The organism is Pseudoduganella rhizocola (genome assembly GCF_045984285.3).
Lineage (GTDB): Bacteria > Pseudomonadota > Gammaproteobacteria > Burkholderiales > Burkholderiaceae_D > Rugamonas.
On the sequence record NZ_JBJQIK030000007.1, the window covers coordinates 105,674 to 131,828 of the forward strand.

Genomic DNA, 26,155 nt, shown 5'->3' on the forward strand with positions numbered 1-26,155 from the left:
ATCAGCCGAGAGGATATCATCAATTAACCCTCGGCAATCGTTTGTCCTGAGCAAAAACCACATTTCTGAACAAAATGCCCTCTTTTCTTCCGTTCGAACTACCCTGCCCCCGCATAAAGTTGCGCTTTATCACCAAAATGGACCTGCCGGCGCTGTATCGCCTGATGTCCGATCCCGGCGCCATGCGCTATGGCAGCAGCAGCGCATGGACTTCCATTCAGCAGGCGGAGGAATCGCTGGCCGCCATCCTCGCCGGTTACGAAAAAGGCGACTACCTGCGCCTGGCCATCGAGATCGAAGGCGCCATGAACGGTTTCGTCACGCTGCGCGCCTTCGACAAGCAAAATCTCCGTTGCGAAATCGGCTATATGCTGGCGCGTCCGCACTGGGGCAAAGGCTATATGCAGGAAGCCCTGCCCGCGATGATCGACTACGCCTTCAACACGCTGGGCCTGAACCGTATTGAAGCGGACGTGGATCCGCGCAACGAACCCTCGGCGCGCCTGCTGGAACGCCTGCACTTCCGCAAGGAAGGCCTGCTGCGGCAACGCTGGATCGTGAACGGCGAGGTCTGCGACAGCGACATCTTTGGCCTGCTCAAAGCCGACTGGCAGGCAGCGCGCTGAACTGCACGCCATTCGTCCGCACACACCACAGATCAGCCCCCGGAATCGACGCTTTATCGGAAAGCAGTACCCGCGGCGGAAGCCGCTTGGTACAGTCACACCATCGATTACCAAGGAGCAAGCCATGAAAACCATCAACCCCACTTTTTCCGAGCGCCTGAATGATGCAGCCGATGCCGTGCTGCGCACCTGCCGCGCCGCGCTGAAGCGTGTTGAACGCATGCCGTGGCCAACGCTGCTGGCCCTGTGCATCATGCTCGCGCTGCTGGTCGCCATCCTGCCGCTGGCCTTCACGCTCTTCGTCTGCTTCATGCTGGTGAAAGTGATTGTGGGCGCCTTCGGCGTTAAGCACCTTCCACGCACGCCGCAGGAGTGAACATGTCCGCCGGCAGCACAAAGAACGCCATCGGCTTCGTCCGCGAAGTCGGCGATACCGCCAGCTCGCTGTGGTGGCAGTTCTTCGACTGGCTGGCGCAGGTGCCGATGCGCCAGCTGGCCGTGACCTGGGTGCTGGTGCTGCTGCTCGGCTGCACGCCGGTGCTGATGCCGGAACAGGCAGCAGCCTTCGTGCTGATTTCCCTTGGCCTGAAGGTGCTTGCCGGCGGCAAGCGCAAGGCGGAGATCGAGGCGCGCGCCGCATCCGCGCAGGCAGATACCGAAACGCTGGAACGCAAGCTGGTGGAAGCGCAGATGGCCGCACTGCAGGCGCAGGTGGAGCCGCACTTCCTGTTCAACACCCTGGCGCTGATCGGCCAGCTGATAGAAACCGATCCGCCGCAGGCTGCAAAGATCCATACCCACCTGATCGAATACCTGCGCTCCACGCTGCCGCAGATGCGCGCACGCGGCAGCGGCACGCTGGGGCGGCAGATCGTGCTGTCGCGTTCCTACCTCGCCATCATGCAGGCGCGGATGAAGTCGCGCCTGGCCGTCTCGATCGACGTGCCGCCGGAACTGGAAAGCGCCACCTTCCCGCCGATGATGCTGCAGATCCTGATCGAGAACGCCATCAAGCACGGTCTGGAACCGAAGATCGAGGGCGGCCGCATCGATATCCGCGCCGCCGCCAACGGCAATATGCTGCAGGTGGACGTGCAGGACGACGGCGTGGGCTTCAACCTCTATGCAGGCGACGGCGTGGGCCTGAACAATGTGCGCGAACGGCTGAAACTGGTGTACGGCACGCGCGCCCAACTGCTGATCGAAACGCCGATGGAAGGCGGCTGCCGCGCATCCATTCGCGTGCCTTTCGCACCCGATATCTTTGCGGGACAGAAGCCATGAGCCATCCGCACGCCACCGCCCTGATTGCGGACGATGAAGAACCGATGCGCGACATGCTGCGCGCACGGCTGCAGGAATGCTGGCCGGAGCTGGAGATCGTGGCGGAAGCGGCCAACGGCATCGAAGCCATTGCCCTCGCCGGGCAGCACCAGCCGGACATTGTGTTCCTCGACATCCGCATGCCCGGCATGAGTGGCATCGAAGCGGCGCGCATGCTGTTCAACCGCTGCCATATCGTTTTCATTACCGCGTATGACCAGTACGCCATCGAAGCCTTCGAACAGGGCGCGCTGGACTATCTGCTCAAGCCGGCAGGCGGCGAACGCCTGAAAGCCACCTGCACGCGGCTGCAGGCGCGCGTCGGCAAGCGGCCCAGCAACATCGAGCGCCAGCTGTCGCAGCTGCTGTCGCACAGCGCGCCGCCCGCCAAACAGCGCGACTACCTGCACTGGATCCAGGCGCAGGTAGGCAACAGCCTGCGCATGATCAGCACCAAGGAAATCCTCTACTTCCGCGCGGACGAGAAGTACACGCGGGTGCAGACCGCCGAGGGCGAAGTGCTGATACGGAAAACGCTCAAGGAACTGGAAGACGAACTCGACCCCAACGAGTTCTGGCGCATCCACCGTTCAACCCTGGTGCGGGTGGATGCGATTGCCGAAGTGTCGCGCGACCTGCGCGGGCGCCAGATGGTGCGGGTGCGGAATTCGAAGGAAGAGCTGGAAGTCAGCCGCGGCAACACTCATTTATTCCAGCAAATGTAACCCCCCACGCATGCCTGACACTGCTTGATACCGCTACGGCGCTGGTCTATATTGGTGATTCGCTGTTCCCGATACCACCCATGAATCAGGGAGAAAAGCATGTCGAATACACCGAAAAACACCATCGCCACCGTGATGCCCTGCATGCGCTACCGTGATGCGCCGGCCGCAATCGACTGGCTGTGCACCACGCTGGGGTTCGAACGCAACCTCGTCGTGCCGAACGACGACGGCACTATCGCCCATGCACAACTCTCCTACGGCAACGGCATGGTGATGCTCGGCTCCATATTCGACACCGAATACGGGCGCCTGATGAAGCAGCCGGCCGAGATCGGCCTGAGCGTGACGCAGTCCATCTACCTGGTGGTAAACGACGCCGACGCCGTGCATGCACGCGCCGTGCGGGCCGGCGCGCCGATTTTGATGGAACTGAAGGATGAAGATTACGGCGGCCGGGGCTTCACGCTGCGCGACCCGGAAGGCCATGTGTGGAGTATCGGGACTTACGATCCCTGGACCGACTGAACCAGCGCCTGGTCGCTTACCTGCACCGGGCGTACCTTCACCACATTGCGGTAGAACGGCGGCAGCGCTTCGCACTGCGCATGCAGCTGCTGCGCCGGCATCACGGGCAGCACGTACTGGAACTGGGCCGGATTATCGTCCGGCAGCGGGCCCTCCAGCGTTGAACCGTAGGCGCCGAGATCCATGAAGCTCTGCGCGCTGTCGTCCGGGCCGAGTGCGAACACAAAAGTACCGTCCTTCGGGTGGCCCAGATAACGGCGCACCTCCTGCTGCTGCTCCGCGCTGGCATTGTGCATCAGCTTGTAGCGCAGCTGCGCATAGGCGCGCGTGCACTCCATGAAGGCGCTGCGGATGCCGGATTGCTTGATGCGGCCGTGGCAGCACAGCAGCAGGTTGCCGAAGCTGTCCAGCAGCGCCACTGCATTGCCTGCGCCGCCGTTGCTGCGGTCGCGCTGCATCGCCTGCACCAGGTAGGGTGCGAGGCCGGCATCCGGCTTTTGCGGTGCGCTGCGGTAGGTCAGCGCGTCCGGACAGGCACGCTTCAGGGCGCGCACGATGGCGTGGTCTTCCGGCAGCGTGGTAGGGTCTTTCAGCTGGCTGCGCGGGGGATCCTGCTTGAACAGGTCCATCACATTCTCGGTGGTGGCCTCGAACACCAGCGAACACAAAGCCTGCGTCGGCTCGGCGATGGTCTTGCCGATGAAGGAAGGTTTGGGCGCGGCCCCCGCACTCTTGCGCGAATAGGAGGACGTGCCCAGCACCGCAGGATAAGCGAAGATGGCGCGCGCCTGTTCGCGCAGGCGTTCCGGCAGCGAGGGGAACTGCGCGCTGCCGTCGTGATTGATACCGGCATTGCGGTCCTGCGCGGCCACCACCACGTTGAACCCTGCGGCCAGGATCGCACCGGTGCACATGCAGCAGGGATCGAGCGAGGTGACGATGGTGATTTCCTGCGGCGGCGGCAGTTCACGGCCCTTGGCGCGTTCAGCGAAATACCAGTCGATAAGCTGGCGCTCGCCGTGGGCGGTGGGGTCGTAAATCAGGCCATCGCGAATGACGTTGTTATGCAGCGCCTTGAGCACGGTGCCGAACTGGTCGAGCATCACGCCGCCGACGCCGAAGGTACCCTGCGTCTTCGCTGCAATGGCCTCGGCCGCCGCAACGGCGACTGCGGCCTGAACGTCGATATACTTCTTCACTTCTTTTTGAGATCCTGGCCGCCGAAGGCGTTGGGCAGTTGTGCGGCGGCGGTGGTTTCGAAGACATCGCCCTTGAGGTTGGTGAGCACGACGGGCAGCTCATTGCCGCCCAGCTCCAGGATCACCTGGCGGCAGGCGCCGCAGGGGGCGATGGGCCCATCGGTCTCGCCCACCACCACCAGCTTCGCGAAATCGCCTTGCTTGTAACCCTGAGCGAAGGCGCTGAACAGGGCGGTACGCTCGGCACAATTGCAGAGGCCGTAGGAAGCGTTCTCCACATTGCAGCCGTGGAAGATCTTGCCGTCATTGGTGAGCAGCGCCGCCCCCACCTTGAAGTTCGAGTACGGCGTATAAGCCTTCAGCCGCGCCGCCTTCGCTTCCTCAATCAACTTGTCGTTAGTCATGTAATTTCCTAATCGGGGTCAGACCCCAATTAAATTGCAACACTTATGGGCGGATGGTGCGGTAGACGATGGGGTTGGCGGCTGGCGCGGCGTCGCCCAGGCGGTAGGCGGCCTGGATTTCGGCGACAGCCTGCTGCGCGGCGGCTTCGGTGCGGGCGTGCACCACGGCCAGCGGCTGGCCCTTCTCGATCTTCTGGCCGAGCTCGACCAGATCGGTCAGACCGACGGCAAAGTCGATAGCGTCGCTTGGGCGGCGGCGGCCGCCGCCGAGGCTGACTACGGCGAGGCCGATGCCACGGCAATCCGTGCTGGTGGCATAACCGCTCTGCAGCGCCGGAACCGGAACGATAACCGGCGCCTTGTCCAGGTGTTTGTCCATATTCTCGACCAGGTCGGAGGGGCCGCCCAGTGCCGTGACCATGCGCGCGAAACGGCTGGCGGCTTCGCCGCTGTCCAGCGCTGCCTGCAGCTTGGCACGCGCTTCGGTTTCCGTGGCGGCGAGCTTACCCAGCACCAGCATCTCGGCGCACAGCGCCATCGTCACCTCATGCAGGCGCGCGGGACGGTGCTTGCCGGTCAGGTAATCGATCGCGCCGCGTACTTCCAGTGCATTGCCGGCCCATGGCGACAGCGATTCGTTCATATCGGTCAGCAGCGCGGAAGTGAGCGTGCCTGCGCCATTGCCGACAGCGACGATGCTCTCCGCCAGCTCCACCGATTTTTCGAAGCTCGGCATGAAGGCGCCGGAACCGACTTTCACATCCATCGCCAGCACATCGAGGCCGGCGGCAAGTTTCTTCGCCAGGATGGAACCGGTAATCATGGCGACCGACTCCACGGTGGCGGTCACATCGCGGATGCCGTAGAAGCGTTTATCGGACGGCGCCAGCGAGGAAGTCTGGCCGATGATGGCCACGCCGACATCGCGCACCACTTCGCGGAATTTCTCGTTGGTGGGCACGGTGGAATAGCCGGGGATGGAGTCGAACTTGTCGAGCGTGCCGCCGGTATGGCCGAGGCCGCGGCCCGAGATCATCGGCACGAAGCCGCCGCAGGCAGCGATCATCGGGCCGAGCATCAGCGAGACCACGTCGCCGACGCCGCCGGTGGAATGCTTGTCCATGACCGGGCCGGGCAGGTTCAGCGATTTCCATTCCAGCACATCGCCGGAATCGCGCATGGCCAGCGTGAAGGCCACGCGCTCGTCCATATTCATGCCGTTGAAATAGACGGCCATGGCCAGCGCCGCGATCTGGCCTTCGCTCACGCTGTTATCGGTGATGCCGCGAACAAAGAACTGAATCTCATCGGCACTCAGATGGCCGCCATCGCGCTTCTTGCGGATGATTTCTTGTGGCAGGTACATATTCTTCTCGCTTTCAAAGCTGTTGAGCCCGTGTCCACCTTGGGGTCAGGCACCAAGGTGGACACGAGCTCAAGTGCTACATAGTTGAGCCTGTGTCCACATGGGTGCCTGACCCCAGGGTGGACACGGGCTCGGCGTTAGACGCCGTAGGGGATCCAGATGTTTTTGACTTGGGTGGCGTGCTGCAGGACCGTGCGGCCGGCGGATTGCGTAACGCTGAACCAGTCGCGGCCTTTGGCGCCGCCGGTCCAGGTGCGCTTCAGCGAGCCTGCCGACAGCTTCTCCACTTCCGCGCAGCCCGCTGCCGAACCGTCATGGCGCCAGATGGCGTCGATGTCGGAGTGCGAGGCCAGCGTGCGCGCCAGTTCGTCGGCGCTGCCGGTGACGATGTTCACCACGCCGCCCGGCAGGTCCGACGTATCGAACACCTGGTACAGGTCCGTTGCCGACAGGGGATAGGCTTCCGACGGCACCGCCACCACGCGGTTGCCCACGGCAATCGCAGGCGCCACCAGCGAGATGAAGCCCAGCAGCGGGTTCTCGTTCGGGCACACGATGCCGATGACGCCGATCGCTTCGTTCAGCGCCACCGTGATGCCGTGCATCGGCGGCTGGTGCGCCTGGCCGTCGTACTTGTCGGCCCACGCGGCCCAGTAGAACAGGCGCTCGATCGATGCCTGCACTTCCTTTTCCGCATTCTTCGCGCCGGTCTGCGCGGCGATGCGGGCGGCGAATTCTTCGCCGCGCGCCGCCAGGTTTTCGGCGATGTAGTACAGCACCTGCGCGCGGTTGTGCGCCGTGGCCTTGGTCCAGCCGGTGGCCTTGTGCGCGGCTTCGACTGCGTTACGGATGTCCTTGCGGTTGCCCTCGCCCACTTCGGCAATGAACTTGCCGTCCGCGCCGTGGATCGCGCGGCTGTAGGCGCCGTCAGGGCGGGCCTGCTTGCCGCCGATGTACAGCTTGGCGGTGCGGTCGATGGCGAATGGGTCGGTGGCGGCGGCCGGTGCGGCCTTGGCTTTCGCCGGCTTCTCGAATACCGGTGCGGCAGGACGTGCGTCTTCCGACACCGGCACCAGGTATTCGTACATGCCTTCCTTGCCGCCTTCACGGCCGTAGCCCGATTCCTTGTAGCCACCGAAGCCACAGGCTGCGTCGAACTGGTTGGCGGTGTTGATCCACACCACGCCGGCCTTGATGGCAGGCGCCACGTCCAGCGCCAGCGAGATGTTTTCGGTCCATACGCAGGAGGCCAGGCCGTACACGGTGTTGTTCGCCAGCTGCACGGCTTCCGCCGGGGTGCGGAAGCTCATCGCCACCAGCACCGGGCCGAAGATTTCAGCCTGGGCCACGGCAGCGGAAGTCGAGGCGCCGGTGATCAGCGTCGGCGGGAACCACGAACCCGTCGCCGGGATTTCGCAGGCCTGCGGCTGATAGATCTCGCAGCCTTCGGCGCGCGCCGATTCCACCAGGCCGTGGATGCGCTGGCGCTGGATCGGGTCGACCAGCGCGCCGATATCCATCGACTTGTCCAGCGGCGAACCAAGGCGCAGGTTATCCATGCGCGCTTTCAGCTTCTTCAGGAAGCGCTCTTCCACCGACTCCTGCACCAGCAGGCGCGAACCGGCGCAGCAGACCTGGCCCTGGTTGAACCAGATGGAATCGACCAGGCCTTCAACCGCCGCATCGAGGTCCGCATCTTCGAACACGATGTATGGCGATTTGCCGCCCAGTTCCAGCGACAGCTTCTTGCCGCTGCCTGCGGTGGCTTCGCGGATCAGGCGGCCCACTTCGGTGGACCCGGTGAACGCCAGCTTGTCGATGCCTTCGTGCTTGACCAGCGCTTCGCCGGTGCGGCCGTCGCCGGTGACGATGTTCACCACGCCCGCCGGCACGCCGGCCTGCACGCAGATTTCGGCGAACAGCAGCGCGGTCAGCGGCGTGAACTCAGCCGGTTTGAAGACCACGGTGTTACCTGCCGCCAGCGCCGGTGCGATTTTCCATGCCAGCATCAGCAGCGGGAAGTTCCACGGCACGATCTGGCCAACCACGCCCACCGGCCGGTGGCCTGCGAACTCTTCGTCCTGCAGCTGGGCCCAGCCTGCGTGATAGTAGAAGTGGCGCGCCACCAGCGGCAGGTCGGCATCGCGCGTTTCGCGGATGGTCTTGCCGTTGTCCAGCGTTTCCAGCACGGCGAACAGGCGCGAATGCTTCTGCATCAGGCGCGCAATCGCGTACAGCACGCGTGCACGGCCGCCGCCGCCCAGCGCCTGCCAGCCCGGCTGCGCGCGGCGCGCGGCTTCCACGGCGCGGTTCACATCGTCGGCCGTGGCTTGCGTCAGTTCGGCCAGCTGCGAACCATCCGCCGGATTGTTGGAGGCGAACAGTTCGCCCGGCTCGGTCCACGCGTTGTCGATGAAGAGGCCGAATTTGCGGGAGCGCTGCTCCAGCCACGCTTGCGCTTCTTTCTGGCTTTCTGGTGCAGGGCCGTAGTCCATGGTGTTGAGGATCTCGTTAATAGTTGGCATGGCGATGTCTTCTTATGGTTGCGCGTGGCGGTGGGCGGCGGAGTAGTTGCCGGTCACGTAGTGCTCCAGCTGGCGCTCGATGTCGGTCAGCAGGCTGGACGCGCCAATGCGGAACAGGTGGGGTTCCAGCCATTCGTTGCCCAGTTCTTCCTTCATCACGGTCATGTACTGCAGCGCCGCCTTGGCGGTGCTCACGCCGCCCGCAGGCTTGTAGCCGACCATGAAGCCGGTCTGCTCGTAGTATTCGCGGATCGCGCGCACCATCACCAGCGATACCGGGATGGTGGCGTTCACGCCTTCCTTGCCGGTCGAGGTCTTGATGAAATCAGCGCCCGCCATCATGCAGACCCACGATGCCTTGGCCACGTTTTCCAGCGTGACCAAGTCGCCCGTTGCCAGGATGGCTTTCACGTGCGCTTCGCCGCAGGCCTGGCGGTAGGCCAGCATTTCGTCGTACAGCGCCTGCCAGTTGCCGGTCAGGACGTGCTGGCGGGTGATGACGATGTCGATCTCTTTCGCGCCGTCGGCCACGGAGAGTTCGATCTCGCGCACCTTGGTTTCCATATTCGTCAGGCCGGCCGGGAAGCCGGTGGACACCGCGGCAATCGGCAGGCGGCCTTTCAGCACCTTGTCCGCGTGGCGGATCATCTCGTGATACACGCAGACGGCGCCGGTCATCAGATTGCGCTCCTGCAGGCCCAGCGCTTCCACCAGGTCGGTGCGCAGCGGGCGCATGGCCTTCATGCACAGGCGCTCAACGCGGCCCGGCGTGTCGTCGCCGGACAGCGTGGTCAGGTCGATCAGTTCGATGGCCTTGACCAGCCATGCTGCCTGATATTCCTTCTTCACCGTGCGGCGGTTCGCCAGCGATGCGGCGCGGCGGTCGGCTGCGGCCTTGTTGACGTGGATGTGGTTCAGCCAGCCCAGGTCGAGGCCCTGGGCCTCGTTGCGCTTGAAGTCTGCGGGAGAGCTCATAAAAGATTGGTTCCGTTGGAAAGTGGTTTCACGCCGAGGTGGTGTGCAATGGTCTGGCCGATATCGGAGAAGGTAGGGGAGATGCCGAGCGCGCGCGGCTTCACGCCGGGGCCGAAGAAGATCACCGGGATATGTTCGCGCGTATGGTCGGAACCCGGCGAGGTTGGATCGCAGCCATGGTCGGCGGTAATCACGACCAGGTCGCCCTCCTTCAGCCTGCCGATGAATTCAGGCAGGCGCGCATCCAGTTCGTGCAGCGCCTGCGAGTAGCCCTGCACATCGCGGCGGTGGCCGAACAGCATGTCGAAGTCGACGAAGTTCACGAAGGTCAGCGACTTGTCGCCCGCTCCCGCTTCGGCTTCCAGCAGCCGGTCGAACAGCGCCATGTTGTCCGGGCCTTTCAGCACGCGGCTCACGCCCTGCGCAGCGTAGATATCGCTGATCTTGCCGAGCGCGATCACCTCGCCGCCTTCGTTCTTCACATGGTCAAGCAGCGTTGGCGCATGCGGCGGCACGGCGTAGTCGTGGCGGTTGGCGGTGCGCTTGTACTTGCCGTTCGCACCGAGGAAGGGGCGCGCGATCACGCGGCCGATGTTGTACGGCTTCACCAGCTCATAGGCGATTTCGCACAGCTCGTACAGGCGCTCCAGGCCGAAGCTCTCCTCATGCGCGGCGATCTGCAGCACCGAGTCGGCGGAGGTATAGAGAATCGGCTTGCCGCTGGCCACGTGCTCGTCGCCCAGCTGGTCGATGATGGTGGTGCCGGAAGCGTGGCAGTTGCCGAGGAAGCCGGGCACCTTGCCCAGTTCCTGCAGCTTGTCGGTCAGTTCCTTCGGGAAGGACGGCACGCTCTTCGGGAAATAGCCCCAGTCGTAGGTAACTGGCACGCCCGCGATTTCCCAGTGGCCGCTCTGCGTGTCCTTGCCGGTGGATTGTTCGCGCGCCGCGCCGTAGGCGCCGGTGAAGCCTTCGCGCATGCTGAAGCCCTCGGCCCACTTTCCGCTGGCGATATGCGCCGCGGCCGCGAGGCCGAGTTTCTCCATGGTCGGCAGCTGCATCGGCTTGCCTTCCTTGGCCGCCCAGGCGGCAATGGAGCCGAAGGTATTGGCGGCGCTGTCGCCGTATTTATCGGCATCCGGCGTTGCGCCGAGGCCGAAGGAATCGAGCAGGAGGATAAATGCGCGTGACATGGTCAGTCTCGTTTGTCAGGTTCGGCGCGCCGGACGGCCGCGCCGCCCGCACGCGCAATCAGTTTTCAGGCTTTTGGCGTCTTCGCCACGTTGGCGAGGAAGGCCAGGATCAGTTTGATCAGGCTTTCGGCGCCCACTGCTGCGTACTTCAGGGTCTGTTCGTGCGACAGCGGGAACGGCGACAGGCCTTCCGCCAGGTTCGTAATCACGGATACGCCCACCACTTTCAGGCCGCAGTGGCGGGCCGGCACCACTTCCGGCACCACCGACATGCCGACCACGTCGGCGCCCAGGCGGCCGAAGGCGCGGATCTCGGCCGGGGTCTCGAAGTTCGGGCCCGGATAGGCGATGTACACGCCGTCATGCAGCGTGATGTTATTGGAGGCGGCGGTATCCTTCAGCAGATTGCGCAGGTCCACATCGTAGGCATTGGCCATGCTGAAGAAGCGCGGGCCGAAACGTTCGTCATTCGGGCCGATCATCGCGCTCCCCGGCAGGAAATTGATATGGTCGGTCAGCGCCACCAGCGAACCCGCATCCACTTCCGGACGCAGCGAGCCGGCGGCATTGGTCACGAACACGAATTCGCAGCCCAGCAGCTTGAGGGTGCGGATGGCGCTCGTCATCACGCCCATGCCGTAGCCTTCGTAGAAGTGGCCACGGCCCTTCAGGCACACCACCTGCACGCCGGACAGTGTGCCGATCACCATCTGGCCGGCATGGCCATGCACGGTGGAGATAGGGAAGCCCGGCAGCTCGTCGAAGCCGATGGTCACGGCATCCGTCATCTGCTCCGCCAGCACGCCCAGGCCGGAGCCCAGGATCATGGCGAGGCGCGGCTGGAAGTTCGCGGGCATGCGCGAGCGGATGATATCGGCGGCCTGGAATGGGGTGTTGGTGAACATGGGATCCTCGTTCTGGATTTTGGAATGGATTTCGCGATGCCGCAATATGCCTTATTCGCTATATGTATGGCAAATACCATTTTTCTTCGCCATTTATATGCGCGCTGTATAAATGGCCGAATATTATAGTAGGAATGCGGGTTTGACAGCCGCCAAACAAGTGTCTAGCATAAGCAACAAATGTTTATCACGAAAAAAGAGCAGCTCTACGAGCTCATTCGCGCCAATCCCTTCATCTCGCAGCAGGAGATGGCGGACCAGCTCGGCCTGTCGCGTTCCGCCGTGGCCGGCCATGTGGCGAGCCTGATCCGCGAGCGCCGCCTGCTGGGCCGCGCCTACGTGCTGCCGGACGAGCGCCCGGTGCTCTGCCTCGGCGCGGCCAACCTGGACCGCAAGCTGCGCCCCGCCGCCCCGCTGCAGATGGGCACCTCCAATCCCGCTTCCGCCGAGGAGACTTTCGGCGGCGTGGCGCGCAATATCGCCGAGAACATTGCGCGGCTGGGCATGCCCTGCGCGCTCATTACGGCGCTGGGCAGCGATGCCGCCGGCCAGGCGCTGCGCTCCTATGCCGAAGCGGCGGGCGTGGACATGAGCGGCACACTGCGCCTCCCCAACACGCACACCGGCACCTACACCGCCGTGCTGGATGCGGGCGGCGAGATGGTGGTGGCACTGGCCGACATGGCGCTGTACGAACAGCTGACGCCCGAGTTCATCGCCAGCCGCCAGCCACAGCGCAATGCCGCCTCGCTGGTGGTGGCCGACCTGAACCTGCCGCTGGACTCCATTGCCCTGCTGCTGTCGGATGCCCGGGACAGCGGCGTACCGCTGGTGCTGGTGGCTGTGTCGCAGCCCAAGATGGCGCGCCTGCCGCAGGACCTGCGCGGCCTGCGCCTGCTGATCCTGAACCGCGGCGAACTGGAAGCGCGCGCCGGCCGCGCCCTGCCCACCGAGGCGGACGTGCGGGAAGCCTGCCGCAGCCTGCAGGCCCAGGGCGCGCAGGACATCATCGTTACCTGCGGCGCGGCCGGGGTGTACCACACCATTCCGGGCGACCTGCAATGGCTGCCGGCCCACGATGTGGACGTGGTGGACGTCACCGGCGCGGGCGATGCCTTCTCGGCCGCCATCTGCTGGACGCTGGCGCAGGGCGCCGCCGACCTCACACTCGCTTGCGAGCGCGGCCTGCACGCCGCCTCGCTTACACTGCAGAGCAGCCAGACCGTGTCCCCCGCCCTGACGCCCGGGCTGTTTGCCACCGCCACAGAACAGGACTAGACCATGCACCAATTCCTCTCCTTCTCGCCGGAAGTGGCGAACGCGCGCACCACCGGCAAGCCGATCGTGGCGCTGGAATCGACCATCATCTCGCACGGCATGCCGTATCCGCAGAATGTGCATACGGCGATTGAAGTGGAACAGATCATCCGCGACGCGGGCGCGGTGCCGGCCACCATCGCCATCATGAACGGCAAGATCTGCATCGGCCTCACGCCGGAACAGCTCGAGCTGCTGGGCAATTCGCCGGACGCGATGAAGGTAAGCCGGCGCGACCTGCCCTATGTGCTATCGCAGAACAAGCTGGGCGCCACCACGGTAGCGGCCACCATGATCTGCGCGGAACTGGCCAATATTCCGGTCTTCGTCACCGGCGGCATCGGCGGCGTGCACCGCGGCGCGGAAACCAGCTTCGACATCTCGGCCGACCTGCAGGAACTGGCGCAGACCAATGTGGCCGTGGTGTGCGCGGGCGTGAAATCCATCCTCGATATCGGCCTCACGCTGGAATACCTGGAAACCCAAGGCGTGCCCGTGGTGAGCGTGGGCCAGCCGGGCTTCCCCGCCTTCTTCACGCGCGAGAGCGGCTTCAATGCCGACTTCCAGCTGGACACGCCGGCCGAACAGGCCTCCTTCATCCAGACCAAATGGCGCCTCGGCCTGCGGGGCGGCGTGGTGGTCAGCAATCCGGTGCCGGAGGTGGACGCGATGGCGAAGGACGAAATCGACGGCATCACGCTGCAGGCCTTGCAGGAAGCCGCGGAAAACGGCGTCACCGGCAAGAAAGTCACACCCTTCCTGCTGGCGCGCATCAAGACCCTGACCAACGGCCGCAGCCTTGCCACCAATATCGCGCTGGTGAAGAACAATGCGCGCGTGGGCGCGGCGCTGGCGCGCGCCATGCTGGAGTTCCCGGCCGCCTGAGGACCGCCAATGTCGATCGACCTGAAACAACTCAAATACTTCCTCGCCGTCGCCGAAGAGAAAAGCTTCAGCCGCGCCGCCGAACGCCTGCATATCTCGCAGCCGCCGCTCAGCCAGCAGATCATGAAGCTGGAAGCGGAGCTGGGCGTGAAGCTGTTCGCGCGCACCACGCGCAGCTTCGAACTCACCGTGGCGGGCAAGGCCCTGATGCAGGAAGCGGCCGACATGCTGGCCAAGATGCGCATCACCATCGACACCGTACGCCAGATCGACCGCGGCGAAGTGGGCCGCCTGCGCGTGGGCATTGTGGGCTCCGCCATGTGGGGCCCCATCCCTTCCATGCTGGAGGAGTTCCAGAGCAAGTTCCCGCGCGTGAGCTGGACCATTCACGAACTGGGCCCCACGGTGCAGTACGAGGCGCTGCGCGCCAAGCAGATCGATGTCGGCTTCTGGCGCGAGCCCAAGCTGGACGAGGACGACCTGAAGAACGACAACCTGCGCCAGGAGCTGTGCTTCCGCGAGAATGTGTGCGTGGCGGTGAACGAACACCATCCGCTGGCCAAGCTGGAAGCCATCGAGCTGACGGACATCGCCAATGAGCCGATGCTGACGCTGGCCCTCGACAAGTCCTCCTTCCCGCGCTACCTGATCCAGTGCTGCGTGAAGGCCGGCTTCCAGCCCCACATCTTCCAGGAAGCGAACGAGCCGCAAACCCTGCTGGCCATGGTGGGCGCCGGCCTTGGCGTCACCCTCATTCCAGAGACGACCAGCCGTATCGGCTGGCCGGGCGTGGTATTCCTGCCCATCCGCAGCAATCCGCCGTCGGCCAATCTCTACATCACCTACACCACCCTGGACGATGCCCCCGTCGTTCGTGCATTCCTGAATATTCTGCGCCCGCCGGCACGCGATTGATGAGCTGCTATGTTAGACGGCGCGCAGATCGGGAGGCGGCGCCGCGCTAATCTGGCCGCTGCACAATCCAACGCGAGGCTGCATCATGCAGATCGGTACCGACCAGACGCAAGGCGCGACACTGTCGCCAACTGCGCAAAAGCTGCTTTCCTTGTGCGATGTCATCATCAACGAATGGTCAGCGCGCGTACGGAAACGCATGCCGGGCATGGCCGGCATGGCCTCGCCCATCCTCGTTAATACGCTGCCGGTCTTCTTGCAGAATATTGCCGAGGTGATCTCGGAAGGCCATCCGCGCAATATCGCCAGCGGCAATTCCAGCATCGCGCTAGCGCACGGCAGCGAGCGTGCGCGCATGACGGACTACCAACCGCAGGACATCGTCCTTGAATACCAGCTGTTCCGCGACAGCCTGTTCGAGGTGAGCGAACAGCACCAGCTCGCGCTCGACCGAACCGACCGGGCGCTGATCAATGCCTCCATCGACACGGCCGTGCTGGAATCCATCATCGCCTACTCGGCCGCACAGGCAGCTTTCCGCACCAGGTACGTCGCCACGCTGGCGCACGACCTGCGCACGCCGCTCTCGGTCATCCTGAGCGCCCTCGCCATGCTTGATCCGGATGCTGATGCGGCGCGCATCGCCATGCTGTCCGCCACCATCCGCAAGAACGTGGACCGCGCCGACCAGATGCTGCGCGAGCTGCTGGACACCGCCGCCCTGCAGAGTACCGAGCACCTGCCGATCAGCCCCGTGGACATGGAGATGATGCAAATGGTGCAGGAGGTAGTGCGGGAAGCCCCGCTGCATCCAGGCGGCTACGAAGTACGGGGACCGTCCGTGCAGGGCGTGTGGTGCCCGGCCTCACTGCGCCGCGCGCTGGAGAACCTGATCCGCAATGCCGTCAAGTACGGCCGGCGCGATACCCCCATCACGGTGGTGGTGGACCGCTTCGATTCCCAGGTGCTGCTGTCGGTCCACAATATGGGCAAGCCGATTCCGCCAGACCAGATCGCGGAACACTTCCTGATGTTCCGGCGCGGCGGCCAGCAGGAAAAGGTGCAGGGCTGGGGACTTGGTCTCGCCTACGTAAAGAATGTGGCCGAGTCGCACGGCGGCTCGATCAATATCGACAGCTCGGCCGAAACCGGCACCACGGTGGCGATCGACCTGCCGCTGAAAGCCATTACCAGCGGCAGGCCATAAAAAAACCCGCGCGGCTCACACCGCGCGGGTTCGGTTCAGAGCGCGAAGGCTCAGAAGTTCATGCGGAACTGCACGCCGTAGGTGCGCGGTTCGTTGACGATACCGGTCAGGTTGTTGAAGTCGATGGCGCCCAGCGACTGCACCTTGTCGGTGATGTTGCGGCCGTACAGGGCCAGGTCGTACTTGCCGTCACCCCATTTGTAACCCAGGCGCAGGCCGCCTTCCAGCAGCTGCTTGGCCTTGTACTCCTTCGCTTCATACAGGAAGAAGTTGTAGGTCGAGCGGTAGGACCAGTCGGTGAAGGCGTAGAACTCGCCGTCGTTCAGGGGGGCGCTGTACTTCAGGGTGAAGTTGTGCTGCCACTTCGGCGCACGCGGCAGCGGATTGCCGTCGATCATGGCAACGGCGGAACCGCCAACGAAACGGATCGGGTTGGTGACCGTGCAGCCGCTGCCGCATGGCTGGGCGTACAGGGCCGCATCCTTGATCTCGGTGTCGTTATAGCTGGAACCGAAGGTGGCGCTCAGGCTGTCCGACAGATTGGCCTGGAAGTCGAATTCCACGCCCTGGCCGATGGCTTCGTCTGCATTGATCAGCTGGTTCATGTTCACGCTGCCGGAACCGGCGGTCAGCTGCTTGTCCTTCACACGGTAGTGGAAGGCGGTGGCCGACATGCGCGCGCGGCGGTTGAACAGGTCCTGCTTCACGCCGATTTCATAGGACAGCACCTTCTCGGCATCGGCCATCGAAGGCTTGCTGCCCAGGTCGAACAGGCGGCCCTGCATCGACGGTGCGCGGTAGCCGGTTGCGATACGGGCGAAGACGTTGGTGTCCTTGTTGACGATATAGGTGCCGCTGGCATCCCAGCTCACGTTGCTCGAATCGTCATGCAGCGGCAGGTAGCTCTTGCCGCCGGTTTCGATACGCTGGGCCACGAAGTCTTTCTTGTCGCTGGTGTAGCGCACGCCGCCGCGCAGCTTCAGCTTGTCGTTCACGGCGTAGTTCACGGAACCGAATACGGCATACGATTTCGCGTTCTGGGTCTGGGTGGCGTAGTTAGGCACTTGCGGATTGCCCGGCGCCAGCGAGTCGAAGGCGATCGAATCGATCTGGATGTCTTCCTTGAAGTAGAACACGCCGGCGATCCACTGCAGCGGATCCTTGGTGTTGGACTCGACGCGGAATTCCTGGGAAATCTGCTTGTGGTTCGGGATCAGGTCGGCGGTTTCCACGACGAAGGGAATGAAGCCGGGGCCCATCGGCGGCGCGTACACGGCGCCGTAGCCGCCGTCCACGTCGGCGCGGCTGAAGAAGTCCAGCTTCTCGATGCCGGTGATGGAGTGGAAGGTCATGCCCGGCAGGTCCCAGCGCAGGCGCAGGTTGGCGCCCTTGTTCTTCAGCCACTGTTCGTTGATGCCGTCGGTCGGGTAGCTGCCATAGTCGAAGTTGTCCACCAGGTCGTTGGTGCCCTTCTTCAGGATATTTGCGCGGAACAGGGTGGCGGTGCCGTCCATGTCGCGGGCGTGCAGGTTCAGCAGCGCGCTGAAGTCCTTGCTTGGCTTGACCAGCACCTGGAAGCGCACGGCGTTATCTTTATAGCCTTCGAAATCCTTGGTGCCGGTGGCGCGCGGGTTGTGCACGCGGTCGTCACGGTGCTGGCTCTGGCCCGAGAAGCGCAGCGCCACGGTGTCGCTGACCGGCATATTGAAGGCGCCGTCCACATTGATGACGCCATCCTTGCCGGCGCCGGCGTTCAGGTAGCCTTCCTGGCGGAACACCGGCTTGGCGGAGTCGAACTTGATCACGCCGGCCGGGGAGTTGCGCCCGAACAGGGTACCCTGCGGGCCGCGCAGCACTTCAACCTGGTCCACGTCGAACACAGGGAAGCCTTTCAGCATCGGGTTTTCCTGGACGATATCGTCCATCACCAGGCCGACCGGCTGGGAAGCGTTCAGGTCGAAGTCGGTATTGCCCAGGCCGCGGATATAGAAACGCGGGAAGGTACGGCCGTAGTCGGACTCAACCGCCACGGAAGGCGAACGGCCGTTCAGGAAACGGATATCCTGGCCGCCGGAGGTCAGCACGTCGAGCTTTTCGCCTTTCACGGTGGCGATGGACATCGGCACGTCCTTGATGTTTTCGGCACGGCGCTGCGCGGTAACAATCACGGTTTCCAGCTGGCCTTTTTCGGTTTTTTCAGCTTCGGGCGCCGTGGCGGCTTCCTGGGCCATGGCATGCAGCGGGAAGGCGCTGGCGATCGCCAGGGCCAGTAGTGTACGTTTGGTAAAACGCAGCGTCGTATTCATCAAGCAAACTCCTTTATGTGGTGTAAACCGGCTGTCCGACAGGACCATAAAGGCGAATGCTAGCAGAAAGGTCAACAACTACAAATTACTAAGATGGAAGTTTGATTAAGATGTTGCACGAATAAATAGCCAAGCTAAATCGTATTTGTCATACAAATCAGGCTGCTGCATAGTGGCGAACTGTCTTGTTCCCGACAGATGGATACCGTTCATAGGAGAGCGGGATTTTCAGGCGGGAACGCAGGCAGGTGCACCGCACAAAAAAACAACGCGGCAAGCCCGCAAAAGGTGGAGACAGGCTGTTGTGCAAACGCTACAAGCGCAGCACAGGGAAGTCTGGGTGTGAATTGCAGTCGTTGAGTAGATGTTTGGTCCCCAAAAACTATACAATAACGAACTTCCAGGAGCCCTTTCATGAAAATTAAACAATTTTTGACGATGATGTCCGCTGTTGCGGTCTCGGCCAGCGCTTTTGCGGCAGACCCGAAGCTGGCCGTCGTCTATGACGCGGGCGGCAAGTTCGACAAGTCCTTCAGCCAGTCGGCCTTTGAAGGCGCTTCCCGCTTCCGCACCGAAACCAAGATCAACTTCCTCGAAGCCCAGGCCAGCAGCGACACCCAGGCCGAACAGATCCTGCGCGGCCTGGCCCGCAAGAAGATGGACCTGATCGCTTCCATCGGCTTCTCGCAGACCCAGGCGGTGCAGAAGGTCGCCAAGGAATTCCCGAACGTGAAGTTCGTGCTGATCGACGGCGTGGTGAACGCGCCGAACGTGAGCTCGATTACCTTCAAGGAAGAAGAAGGCTCCTACCTGGTGGGCGTGGCCGCGGCCATGGCCTCCAAATCCAAGAAGCTGGGCTTCGTGGGCGGCGTGGATATTCCCCTTATCCGCGCCTTCGGCTGCGGCTATGCGCAAGGCGCCAAGGCCACCGACAAGAAAGTGGAAATCTACTCGAACATGGTGGGCACCACCGCCGCGGCATGGAATGACCCGGCCAAGGGCGGCGAGCTGGCCCGTTCCCAGTTCGAGCGCGGTGTGGACGTGGTGTTCGCGGTGGCCGGCGGTTCCGGTCTCGGCACCCTGTCCATGGCCAAGGAAAAAGGCAAGCTGGGCATCGGCGTGGATTCGAACCAGAACCACCTGCATCCTGGCTCCATCCTGACCTCCATGGTCAAGCGCGTGGACAATGCGGTTTATGACACCTTCATGCAAGTGAAAAACGGCAGCTGGAAGCCTGGCGTCGTCGCCAAGGGTATCAAGGAAGGCGGCGTGGACTGGACGCTGGACCAGTACAACCGCAAGCTGATCACCCCGGAAATCGAGAAGAAGGTACTGGGCGCACGCAAGGACATTATCGATGGCAAGATCAAGGTCATCGATATCCGTTCCGGCGCCGCCTGTCCGGCCTGATTTTTCTCTTCATGACACAGAACGCGCCGTGCGGGTCGTCCCGCCGGCGCGTTTTTCAGTAAATAAACCTGAAAAAATCCTATGCAGCCAGCTGTAGAATTCCGCGGCATCTCGAAACAGTTCGGGGCAGTGAAGGCGAATGCGGACGTCAGTTTTTCCATCGCCAAAGGCGCCATCCATGGCCTGGTGGGCGAGAACGGCGCCGGCAAGTCCACGCTGATGAGCATCCTGTACGGCTATTACCATGCCGACAGCGGCGAGATCCTGCTCGACGGCAAGGTGACGCCGATCCGCTCCAGCCATGAGGCCATCGAACTGGGCATCGGCATGGTGCACCAGCACTTCATGCTGGTGGAGAACATGACGGTGCTGGACAATGTGATGCTGGGCACCGAAGGCGGTTTCCTGCTCAAGCCCAAGCGCGCCGCCGTGGAAGCCAGGCTGCGCGAGATCTGCGAACGCTACCGGCTCGATGTCGATCCGCTGGCCACCATCCACGACCTGTCGGTGGGTGCGCAGCAGCGCGTGGAGATCCTCAAGCAGATCTACCGCAGCGCCAATATCCTGATCCTGGACGAACCCACCGCCGTGCTGACCGCGCAGGAGACCGAGTCCCTGTTCGAAATCCTGCGCCTGTTCAAGGAACAGGGCAAAACCATCATCCTCATCACGCACAAACTGCAGGAAATCCTGGACATCACGGACACCGTGACCGTGATGCGCGGCGGCCGCGTGGCCGGTGCGGTGGAAACCGCGCAGACCTCGAAAGAGGAACTGGCCAATATGATGGTGGGCCGTCCCATCGAGAACAACCTGCCGCGCGCGCCCTACAATCCGGGCGCGCCGGTGCTGGAAGTGCGCAATCTCCAGTTGAAGGATTCCACGGGCGTGAGCCTGCTGTCGAACATTAACTTCACGCTGCGCGCGGGCGAGATCGTGGCGATTGCGGGCGTATCCGGCAACGGCCAGAGCGAGCTGATGGAAATCCTGTCCGGCATGCGCCTGCCGACCTCCGGCGAAGTGGATTTCGAAGGCAAGCCACTGCCCTACAAGAAACGCCACGATGCCGACGGCCTGCCGCTGGAGTTCCGCCACCTGGGCATCGCCCACGTGCCGGAGGACCGCCTCCGTGACGGAGTGGTGAAGAATTTCTCCGTCATGCAGAACACGGTGCTGGGCTACCAGGACCACCTGAAAGGCGCCTTCGGCCTGTTCGACTTCAAGCACATTGCCGAGCGCTGCGCCGGCCTGCTGAAAGAGTTCGACGTGCGTCCGCCAAATCCGGACCTGCGTATCGGCCTGCTCTCCGGCGGCAACCAGCAGAAGGTGGTGATCGCGCGCGAAGTGCTGGCCAAGCCCAAGCTGATGCTGGTGGGCCAGCCCACGCGCGGCGTGGACATCGGCACCATCGAATCCATCCACACCCAGCTGCTGGCCCTGCGCGACGCGGGCGTGGCGATCCTGCTGGTGTCCGTGGAACTGGAAGAAGTACGCGCGCTGGCCGACCGCATCCTCGTGATGTGCGGCGGCGCCATTACCGGCGAACTGCCGGTCGACGAATTCGACACCACCCGCATTGGCCTGCTGATGGGGGGTATGCATAAATCATGACCACTAACGACCTGCCACGCTGGGCGACCGGTTTCGTCCTCCCTGTCCTGAACCTGCTGTCCGCCATGCTGGTGGCGGCACTGGTGATCCACCTGCTGGGCGAAGACCCGGTGGACTCGATGCGCATCCTGGTGAACAGCGCCATCGTCAATCCGGAAGGCCTGTCCTATACCCTGTTCTATGCCTCCACCTTCGTGTTCACCGGCCTGGCCGTGTCGATCGCGATGCAGGCCGGCCTGTTCAACATCGGCGCCGAAGGCCAGATGTATTTCGGCGGCCTGGGGCTCACGCTGGCCATGCTGGCCTTCGATGCTTCGATGCCGGCCATCGTGCTGATCCCGCTCGGCATGATCGGCGCCGCGCTGTTCGGCGCACTGTGGGGCTTCCTGCCCGGCTACCTGCAGGCCAAACGCGGCAGCCATATCGTGGTGACGACGATCATGTTCAACTTCATCTGCGCCTCGCTGATGAACTTCATCATCGTGAAGTACATGATTCCGCCGGGCGAGCAGAACACCGCGAGCCGCGTGTTCGCCGCCGCTTCGGAAATGCCGCGCCTGAACACCCTCTTCCCCATTCTCGGCGACACCCCGCTGAACGTGAGCTTCCTGATCGCGATCGCGGCGCTGGCGATCTACGGCGTGATGGTGTGGCGCTCCTCCTGGGGCTACAAGCTGCGCGCAACGGGCCTGAACAAGCATGCGGCGCACTATGCGGGCGTGAAGATCAGCGGCATGATCATTGTGGTGATGCTGATCTCCGGCGCGCTGGCGGGCCTGGGTTCGGTGAACTCCATCCTCGGTTCCACCCATTACCTGAGCCTGGGCTTCGTCAACGGCGCGGGCTTCGTGGGCATTGCGATTGCGCTGATGGGGCGCCAGCACCCGGTCGGCATTTTCCTGTCCTCCGTGCTGTTCGGCGCGCTGATCCAGGGCGGCTTCGACCTGTCGCTGGAAAAACCGAATATCCCGACCGAGACCTTCATCTTCATCCAGGGTCTGATCATCCTGTTCTGCGGCGCGATGGAAAACCTGTACGCCCCCGCGCTCATTAAACTGCTCAAGGCAAGAAAGGGCTGACGCGATGTTCGAAGATATCCAACTGGGCGGCATCCTCGTTTCCACCGTGCGCAATGCGCCGGTCCTGATTTTCGCCGCCATGGCCGGCCTGTTCGCGGAACGCTCCGGCGTGATCGACATCGGCCTGGAAGGCAAGATCCTGGCCTCGGCCTTCGTGTCGGCAGCGGTGGCCTTTACCACGCAGAATCCGTGGTACGGCATCCTGGCCGGCATGGCGGTGTCGGTGGCGCTGGCCACGCTGCAGGGCTATGTGGCCATTACGCAGAAGGGCAACCAGCTGGTGGGCGGCATTGCGATCAATATCGCCATGAGCGGCCTGACCTTCGTGGTCGCGCAATACTTCTTCCAGCAGGGCGGCCGCACGCCGGACCTCGGCGAAGCGCGCCTGTTCGACGTGAAGCTGCCGGGCAGCGCCGCGGTAGCCGACATCCCCGGCCTGGGCTGGTTCTATACGAAGCTGATCGGCGGCCATTCGGTGCTGGTCTACCTGGCCTTCCTGCTGGTGCCGCTGGTGCACTGGGTGCTGTATCACACGCGCTTCGGCCTGCGCCTGCGCGCCTGCGGCGAGAACCCGCACGCGGCGGATGCGGCGGGCGTATCGGTGGCGTGGACGCGTTATTCGGCCATGCTGATCGCCGGCGTGCTGTGCTCCTTCTCCGGCGCCTACCTGGCGATCGTGCAGAGCGGCTTCTTCCTGCGCGATATGTCGGCAGGTGCGGGCTACCTGGCGCTGACGGCCATGGTGTTCGGTAACTGGCGGCCGGTCTACACCTTCCTCGGCTGCCTGATGTTCGGCCTGTTCGGCGCGGTGCAGATCCAGCTGGAAGGCGTGGACCTGCCGGTGGTGGGCCGCATTCCGGGCTCGCTGATCCAGATGGTGCCGTATGTAGTGACTGTGATCGTGCTGGCCGGCCTGATGGCCAAGTCGGTGGCGCCGAAGGCGATCGGCGTTCCCTTCGTCAAATCGCGCTAACTGTCGTCCCGGCACAGGCGGCGGTCCGCCTGCGCCGGGAGGACGCTCATTTCTGCGACAGCACCCATTTCACCAGCATGTGCGCTTCCGCGTCGGTGACGGCGTTCGGGGGCATCGGCACCGGTCCCCAGTTGCCGGAACCGCCCTTCAGCACTTTCTGCACCAGCAGGTCTTCCGCGCCTTTCTGGCCACGGTATTTGGCTGCCACATCCTTGTAGGCCGGCCCCACCAGCTTCTTGTCCATCGCATGGCAGGCCATGCAGGTTTTCGACTTCGCCAACTCTTCCGGGGTGGCGGCGTGTGCGGCCATACCGGCCAGCGATAACAGGCTTGCTGCGACAATTGCTTTCATTGGCGTACTCCTTGAGTGGATCGGTAACAGGATTCTAGGCCCTATGGCGGATTCGCAGCGCTGGGCAGAAAGATTGGCTTGCCCGCTACGGCATGCCGTACGAGAATAGTTGGCACGACAGGCCGACTTCACTCCGGGGGAAAATGCGTTTCCGTACTTTTGTATTGGCAAGCATCTTATGCTGCCTGAGCCCTTTTGCCAGCTGCCACGACAGCCCCGACGAAATCCCGGTCCTGCTGGCTGCGCAAACCGATGCCGACGGCAAATACGCTGGCGTTGCCCCCACGGTCGCCGCCCTGATACAGGGGCTGGCGGACGAATCCGGCCTCCCCCTGGTGGCGCGGGCCTATCCCTGGCGCCGGGCACAGATGCTTGCTGAAAGCGGTAAAGGCCTGCTGCTGGGCGCTACGGCCACGCCGGAGAGGCAGGCGCTGTTCGCCTTCACACGGCCGCTGTACCTGGTGCACCAATGGCTGGTAGCCGATCCGGCCCGTCCGTTCCGCTACCAGGACTGGGAAGACTTGCGCGGCAAGACGATTGCGATCAGCAGCGGCGCCAAGTTCGGTGCGGAGTTCGAGCAACGCAAGAATGTGCTGTTCACTGTTGCCGAGAATTCCGACAGCCTCCCGAGCCGCCTGAAAATGCTGGCACTGGGGCGCGTCGATGCCGTGCTGGTCGACAGCTACCGTAACAGCGCCACGGTCGAGGACAAGCTGAACTGCGTCTACGCAGGCGCCGGCAAGTTCACTGTGCTGCGCAAGCCCATGGGGAATGAACCGGTGCTGATCGCCGTGCCGAAGTCCTCTCCCTTCAGGGAAGCATTGCCCGTTCTCAACGAGGCAATCGAGCGTATGGAGAAATCCGGCAGCATTCACAAGATTCTTGAAACGCGCCCCGCGAACGGTGGCGCCTGTTAGCGCGCGGCGCCGAACAGGTGCAGGCGCGCGTATTGCAGCAGCATGATAGTCTTGCCGTCCTCGATGCTGCCGTCGGCAATCATCTGTTCCGCGCGGCCGATGTCCAGCTCCAGCACCTCGATATCCTCGCCCTCTTCCTCAACGCCGCCGCCCTCGCCTCGCGCCGCCGAAGGATCGTATTCAGCCACGAAGAAATGCAGCCTTTCCGTCACTGAACCGGGGCTCATGAAGGCTTCGAACACCTTGCGCACCTTGTCCACGCAGTAGCCCGTTTCCTCTTCCACCTCGGCCTTGATGCGCGCTTCCGGCGTCGCCGCGTCCAGCAGGCCGGCCGGCGCCTCGATCAGGAAGCCATCGTGGCTGCCGCCGTAGTTCCAGGCGGGGAATCGGAACTGGCGCACCAGCAGCACGGTGCGCTGCGCCAGGCTGTAGAGCAGGATCACGGCGCCGTGGCCACGGTCATAGGTTTCGCGCGACATGGTCTGCCAGCTGCCGTTGCGGCGGCGGTAGTCGAAGGTGGTCTTGCGCAGGACGTACCAGTCGTCGGACAGGGTCTCCACTTTGTTGATGCGTACATGCATGGCGTGCTCCGGTGATTGCGTTTTTTTACGATATCATGCAATATCGTGCAATCTCAAGATATTTCGTGCAACCATGCTGACACGCCAACGCAAGGAACTGCTGCTTCGCATCCTCAGGGAGGAAGGCCAGATCGTGGCCAAAACGCTGAGCGAATCGCTAGGCCTGTCGGAGGACACGATACGGCGCGACCTGCGCGAACTGGCCAAGGAAGGCCTGCTGGAGCGGGTGCACGGCGGCGCCCTGCCCGCCTCGCCGGCCCAGGCCAGTTTCGCCGCCCGCAGCCAGATTGCCGCCGATGCCAAGCCCGCGATTGCACGCGCCGCGGCGGCCATGGTCGCGCCGGGCCAGGTGGTATTCATCGACGGCGGCACAACGGCAGTGCAACTGGCGCGCGCGCTGCCGAAGAACCTGCAGGCGACCGTCATCACGCACAGCCCTTCGGTGGCGGTGGAGCTGGAACACCATGCCCAGCTCGAAGTGATCCTGGTCGGCGGGCGGCTGTTCAAGCACTCGATGGTGGCCAGCGGCGCGGCCGCGCTGGAGGCGCTGGAGGGCATGCGCGCCGACCTGTTCTTCATGGGCGTGTGCAGCCTGCATCCGGAAGCCGGCATCACCACCGGCGACTATGACGAAGCCTGCATGAAGCGCGCCATCAGCGCCCGCAGCGAGCGCACCATCGTGCTCGCCTCGCGCGAAAAGCTCGGCACCGCCGCGCCCTACCGCATTGCACCGCTGGAGAGTATTGATGCCGTCATCGTCAACGACGGCGTGGATGATGCGCTGGCCTCGCATTTCCGCGAGGCCGGCATCGAGGTGATCCTGGCCTGAACTGCGG

The 26,155-nt window shown here is 63.5% G+C and carries 25 protein-coding genes; 15 read left to right on the forward strand and 10 right to left on the reverse strand.

What is annotated here, in order from left to right; all coding sequences use genetic code 11:
- Positions 1-119: 119 nt before the first annotated feature.
- The 5 genes from ACJRPG_RS16475 (at position 120) to ACJRPG_RS16495 (ending at position 3,202) form a co-directional block, all read left to right on the forward strand.
- Positions 120-626: a GNAT family N-acetyltransferase gene (locus tag ACJRPG_RS16475; RefSeq protein ID WP_408001179.1), complete on the forward strand. Its 507-nt coding sequence runs from the start codon at positions 120-122 to the stop codon at positions 624-626.
- Positions 627-750: 124 nt separating this feature from the next.
- Positions 751-1,002, forward strand: a complete 252-nt coding sequence (locus ACJRPG_RS16480; protein WP_408001180.1) for a hypothetical protein — start codon at positions 751-753, stop codon at positions 1,000-1,002.
- A gap of 2 nt (positions 1,003-1,004) precedes the next feature.
- Positions 1,005-1,910, forward strand: a complete 906-nt coding sequence (locus ACJRPG_RS16485; RefSeq protein ID WP_408001181.1) for a sensor histidine kinase — start codon at positions 1,005-1,007, stop codon at positions 1,908-1,910.
- A complete protein-coding gene (locus ACJRPG_RS16490; RefSeq protein ID WP_408001182.1) occupies positions 1,907-2,674 on the forward strand; it encodes a LytR/AlgR family response regulator transcription factor in 768 nt (255 codons plus the stop codon). Before ACJRPG_RS16485 ends, ACJRPG_RS16490 begins: the two co-directional genes overlap by 4 nt.
- Positions 2,675-2,773: 99 nt before the next feature.
- Complete coding sequence (locus tag ACJRPG_RS16495; RefSeq protein WP_408001183.1) at positions 2,774-3,202, forward strand: VOC family protein; 429 nt, start codon at positions 2,774-2,776, stop codon at positions 3,200-3,202.
- Here the strand turns inward: ACJRPG_RS16495 and ACJRPG_RS16500 are convergent.
- From ACJRPG_RS16500 to xapA, 7 genes are all read right to left on the reverse strand, one after another.
- Positions 3,181-4,401, reverse strand: coding sequence for a nucleoside deaminase (locus tag ACJRPG_RS16500; RefSeq protein WP_408001184.1), 1,221 nt, complete (start codon positions 4,399-4,401; stop codon positions 3,181-3,183). The genes ACJRPG_RS16495 and ACJRPG_RS16500 overlap by 22 nt on opposite strands.
- Positions 4,398-4,805 carry a cytidine deaminase gene (locus tag ACJRPG_RS16505; protein ID WP_408001185.1) on the reverse strand — a complete coding sequence of 136 codons (408 nt, stop codon included), beginning with the start codon at positions 4,803-4,805 and terminating at the stop codon, positions 4,398-4,400. The genes ACJRPG_RS16500 and ACJRPG_RS16505 overlap by 4 nt, the downstream gene beginning before the upstream one ends.
- A 43-nt stretch (positions 4,806-4,848) precedes the next feature.
- Positions 4,849-6,171, reverse strand: a complete 1,323-nt coding sequence (gene deoA, locus ACJRPG_RS16510) for a thymidine phosphorylase (RefSeq protein ID WP_408001186.1) — start codon at positions 6,169-6,171, stop codon at positions 4,849-4,851.
- A 137-nt stretch (positions 6,172-6,308) separates the two neighbouring features.
- A complete protein-coding gene (locus tag ACJRPG_RS16515; protein WP_408001187.1) occupies positions 6,309-8,696 on the reverse strand; it encodes an aldehyde dehydrogenase family protein in 2,388 nt (795 codons plus the stop codon).
- Positions 8,697-8,708: 12 nt separating this feature from the next.
- Positions 8,709-9,671 carry a deoxyribose-phosphate aldolase gene (deoC, locus tag ACJRPG_RS16520; RefSeq protein ID WP_408001188.1) on the reverse strand — a complete coding sequence of 321 codons (963 nt, stop codon included), beginning with the start codon at positions 9,669-9,671 and terminating at the stop codon, positions 8,709-8,711.
- Positions 9,668-10,861, reverse strand: a complete 1,194-nt coding sequence (locus tag ACJRPG_RS16525) for a phosphopentomutase (RefSeq protein ID WP_408001189.1) — start codon at positions 10,859-10,861, stop codon at positions 9,668-9,670. The genes deoC and ACJRPG_RS16525 overlap by 4 nt, the downstream gene beginning before the upstream one ends.
- A gap of 65 nt (positions 10,862-10,926) precedes the next feature.
- Positions 10,927-11,766: a xanthosine phosphorylase gene (gene xapA / locus ACJRPG_RS16530; RefSeq protein WP_408001190.1), complete on the reverse strand. Its 840-nt coding sequence runs from the start codon at positions 11,764-11,766 to the stop codon at positions 10,927-10,929.
- A gap of 180 nt (positions 11,767-11,946) precedes the next feature.
- On the opposite strand from xapA, the gene ACJRPG_RS16535 reads away from it, so the two are divergent.
- The 4 genes from ACJRPG_RS16535 to ACJRPG_RS16550 all read left to right on the forward strand — a co-directional run bounded on the left by ACJRPG_RS16535 (position 11,947) and on the right by ACJRPG_RS16550 (position 16,090).
- Positions 11,947-13,044: a carbohydrate kinase family protein gene (locus ACJRPG_RS16535; RefSeq protein WP_408001191.1), complete on the forward strand. Its 1,098-nt coding sequence runs from the start codon at positions 11,947-11,949 to the stop codon at positions 13,042-13,044.
- Positions 13,045-13,047: 3 nt separating this feature from the next.
- Positions 13,048-13,968 (forward strand): pseudouridine-5'-phosphate glycosidase, encoded by a 921-nt coding sequence (locus ACJRPG_RS16540; RefSeq protein ID WP_408001192.1) that lies wholly within the window; start codon positions 13,048-13,050, stop codon positions 13,966-13,968.
- A gap of 9 nt (positions 13,969-13,977) precedes the next feature.
- Entirely contained in the window at positions 13,978-14,883 is a 906-nt protein-coding gene (locus tag ACJRPG_RS16545) for a LysR family transcriptional regulator (protein ID WP_408001193.1), read from the forward strand.
- An 85-nt stretch (positions 14,884-14,968) separates the two neighbouring features.
- Positions 14,969-16,090, forward strand: a complete 1,122-nt coding sequence (locus ACJRPG_RS16550) for a sensor histidine kinase (RefSeq protein ID WP_408001194.1) — start codon at positions 14,969-14,971, stop codon at positions 16,088-16,090.
- 50 nt (positions 16,091-16,140) lie between these two features.
- Here the strand turns inward: ACJRPG_RS16550 and ACJRPG_RS16555 are convergent, their stop codons facing one another.
- Positions 16,141-18,396 carry a TonB-dependent receptor gene (locus tag ACJRPG_RS16555; RefSeq protein ID WP_408001195.1) on the reverse strand — a complete coding sequence of 752 codons (2,256 nt, stop codon included), beginning with the start codon at positions 18,394-18,396 and terminating at the stop codon, positions 16,141-16,143.
- Positions 18,397-18,810: 414 nt separating this feature from the next.
- Here ACJRPG_RS16555 and ACJRPG_RS16560 point away from each other — a divergent pair, with 414 nt between their 5' ends.
- From ACJRPG_RS16560 to ACJRPG_RS16575, 4 genes are all read left to right on the forward strand, one after another.
- Entirely contained in the window at positions 18,811-19,806 is a 996-nt protein-coding gene (locus ACJRPG_RS16560) for a BMP family lipoprotein (RefSeq protein ID WP_408001196.1), read from the forward strand.
- 81 nt (positions 19,807-19,887) lie between these two features.
- Complete coding sequence (locus ACJRPG_RS16565; RefSeq protein ID WP_408001197.1) at positions 19,888-21,417, forward strand: ABC transporter ATP-binding protein; 1,530 nt, start codon at positions 19,888-19,890, stop codon at positions 21,415-21,417.
- Positions 21,414-22,496: an ABC transporter permease gene (locus ACJRPG_RS16570; protein WP_408001198.1), complete on the forward strand. Its 1,083-nt coding sequence runs from the start codon at positions 21,414-21,416 to the stop codon at positions 22,494-22,496. Before ACJRPG_RS16565 ends, ACJRPG_RS16570 begins: the two co-directional genes overlap by 4 nt.
- A gap of 4 nt (positions 22,497-22,500) precedes the next feature.
- Entirely contained in the window at positions 22,501-23,469 is a 969-nt protein-coding gene (locus ACJRPG_RS16575; RefSeq protein WP_408001199.1) for an ABC transporter permease, read from the forward strand.
- A 46-nt stretch (positions 23,470-23,515) separates the two neighbouring features.
- Here ACJRPG_RS16575 and ACJRPG_RS16580 read toward each other — a convergent pair whose 3' ends face one another.
- Positions 23,516-23,779 carry a c-type cytochrome gene (locus ACJRPG_RS16580; protein ID WP_408001349.1) on the reverse strand — a complete coding sequence of 88 codons (264 nt, stop codon included), beginning with the start codon at positions 23,777-23,779 and terminating at the stop codon, positions 23,516-23,518.
- Positions 23,780-23,985: 206 nt separating this feature from the next.
- Between ACJRPG_RS16580 and ACJRPG_RS16585 the strand changes: the two genes are divergently transcribed.
- Positions 23,986-24,738 (forward strand): substrate-binding periplasmic protein, encoded by a 753-nt coding sequence (locus ACJRPG_RS16585; protein ID WP_408001200.1) that lies wholly within the window; start codon positions 23,986-23,988, stop codon positions 24,736-24,738.
- Here ACJRPG_RS16585 and ACJRPG_RS16590 read toward each other — a convergent pair.
- On the reverse strand, positions 24,735-25,319 hold the full coding sequence (locus tag ACJRPG_RS16590; RefSeq protein ID WP_408001201.1) for an NUDIX domain-containing protein: 585 nt from the start codon (positions 25,317-25,319) through the stop codon (positions 24,735-24,737). The two genes, ACJRPG_RS16585 and ACJRPG_RS16590, sit on opposite strands and share 4 nt — an antisense overlap.
- A 73-nt stretch (positions 25,320-25,392) precedes the next feature.
- Here ACJRPG_RS16590 and ACJRPG_RS16595 point away from each other — a divergent pair, with 73 nt between their 5' ends.
- Positions 25,393-26,148 (forward strand): DeoR/GlpR family DNA-binding transcription regulator, encoded by a 756-nt coding sequence (locus tag ACJRPG_RS16595; protein ID WP_408001202.1) that lies wholly within the window; start codon positions 25,393-25,395, stop codon positions 26,146-26,148.
- Positions 26,149-26,155 lie beyond the last annotated feature (7 nt).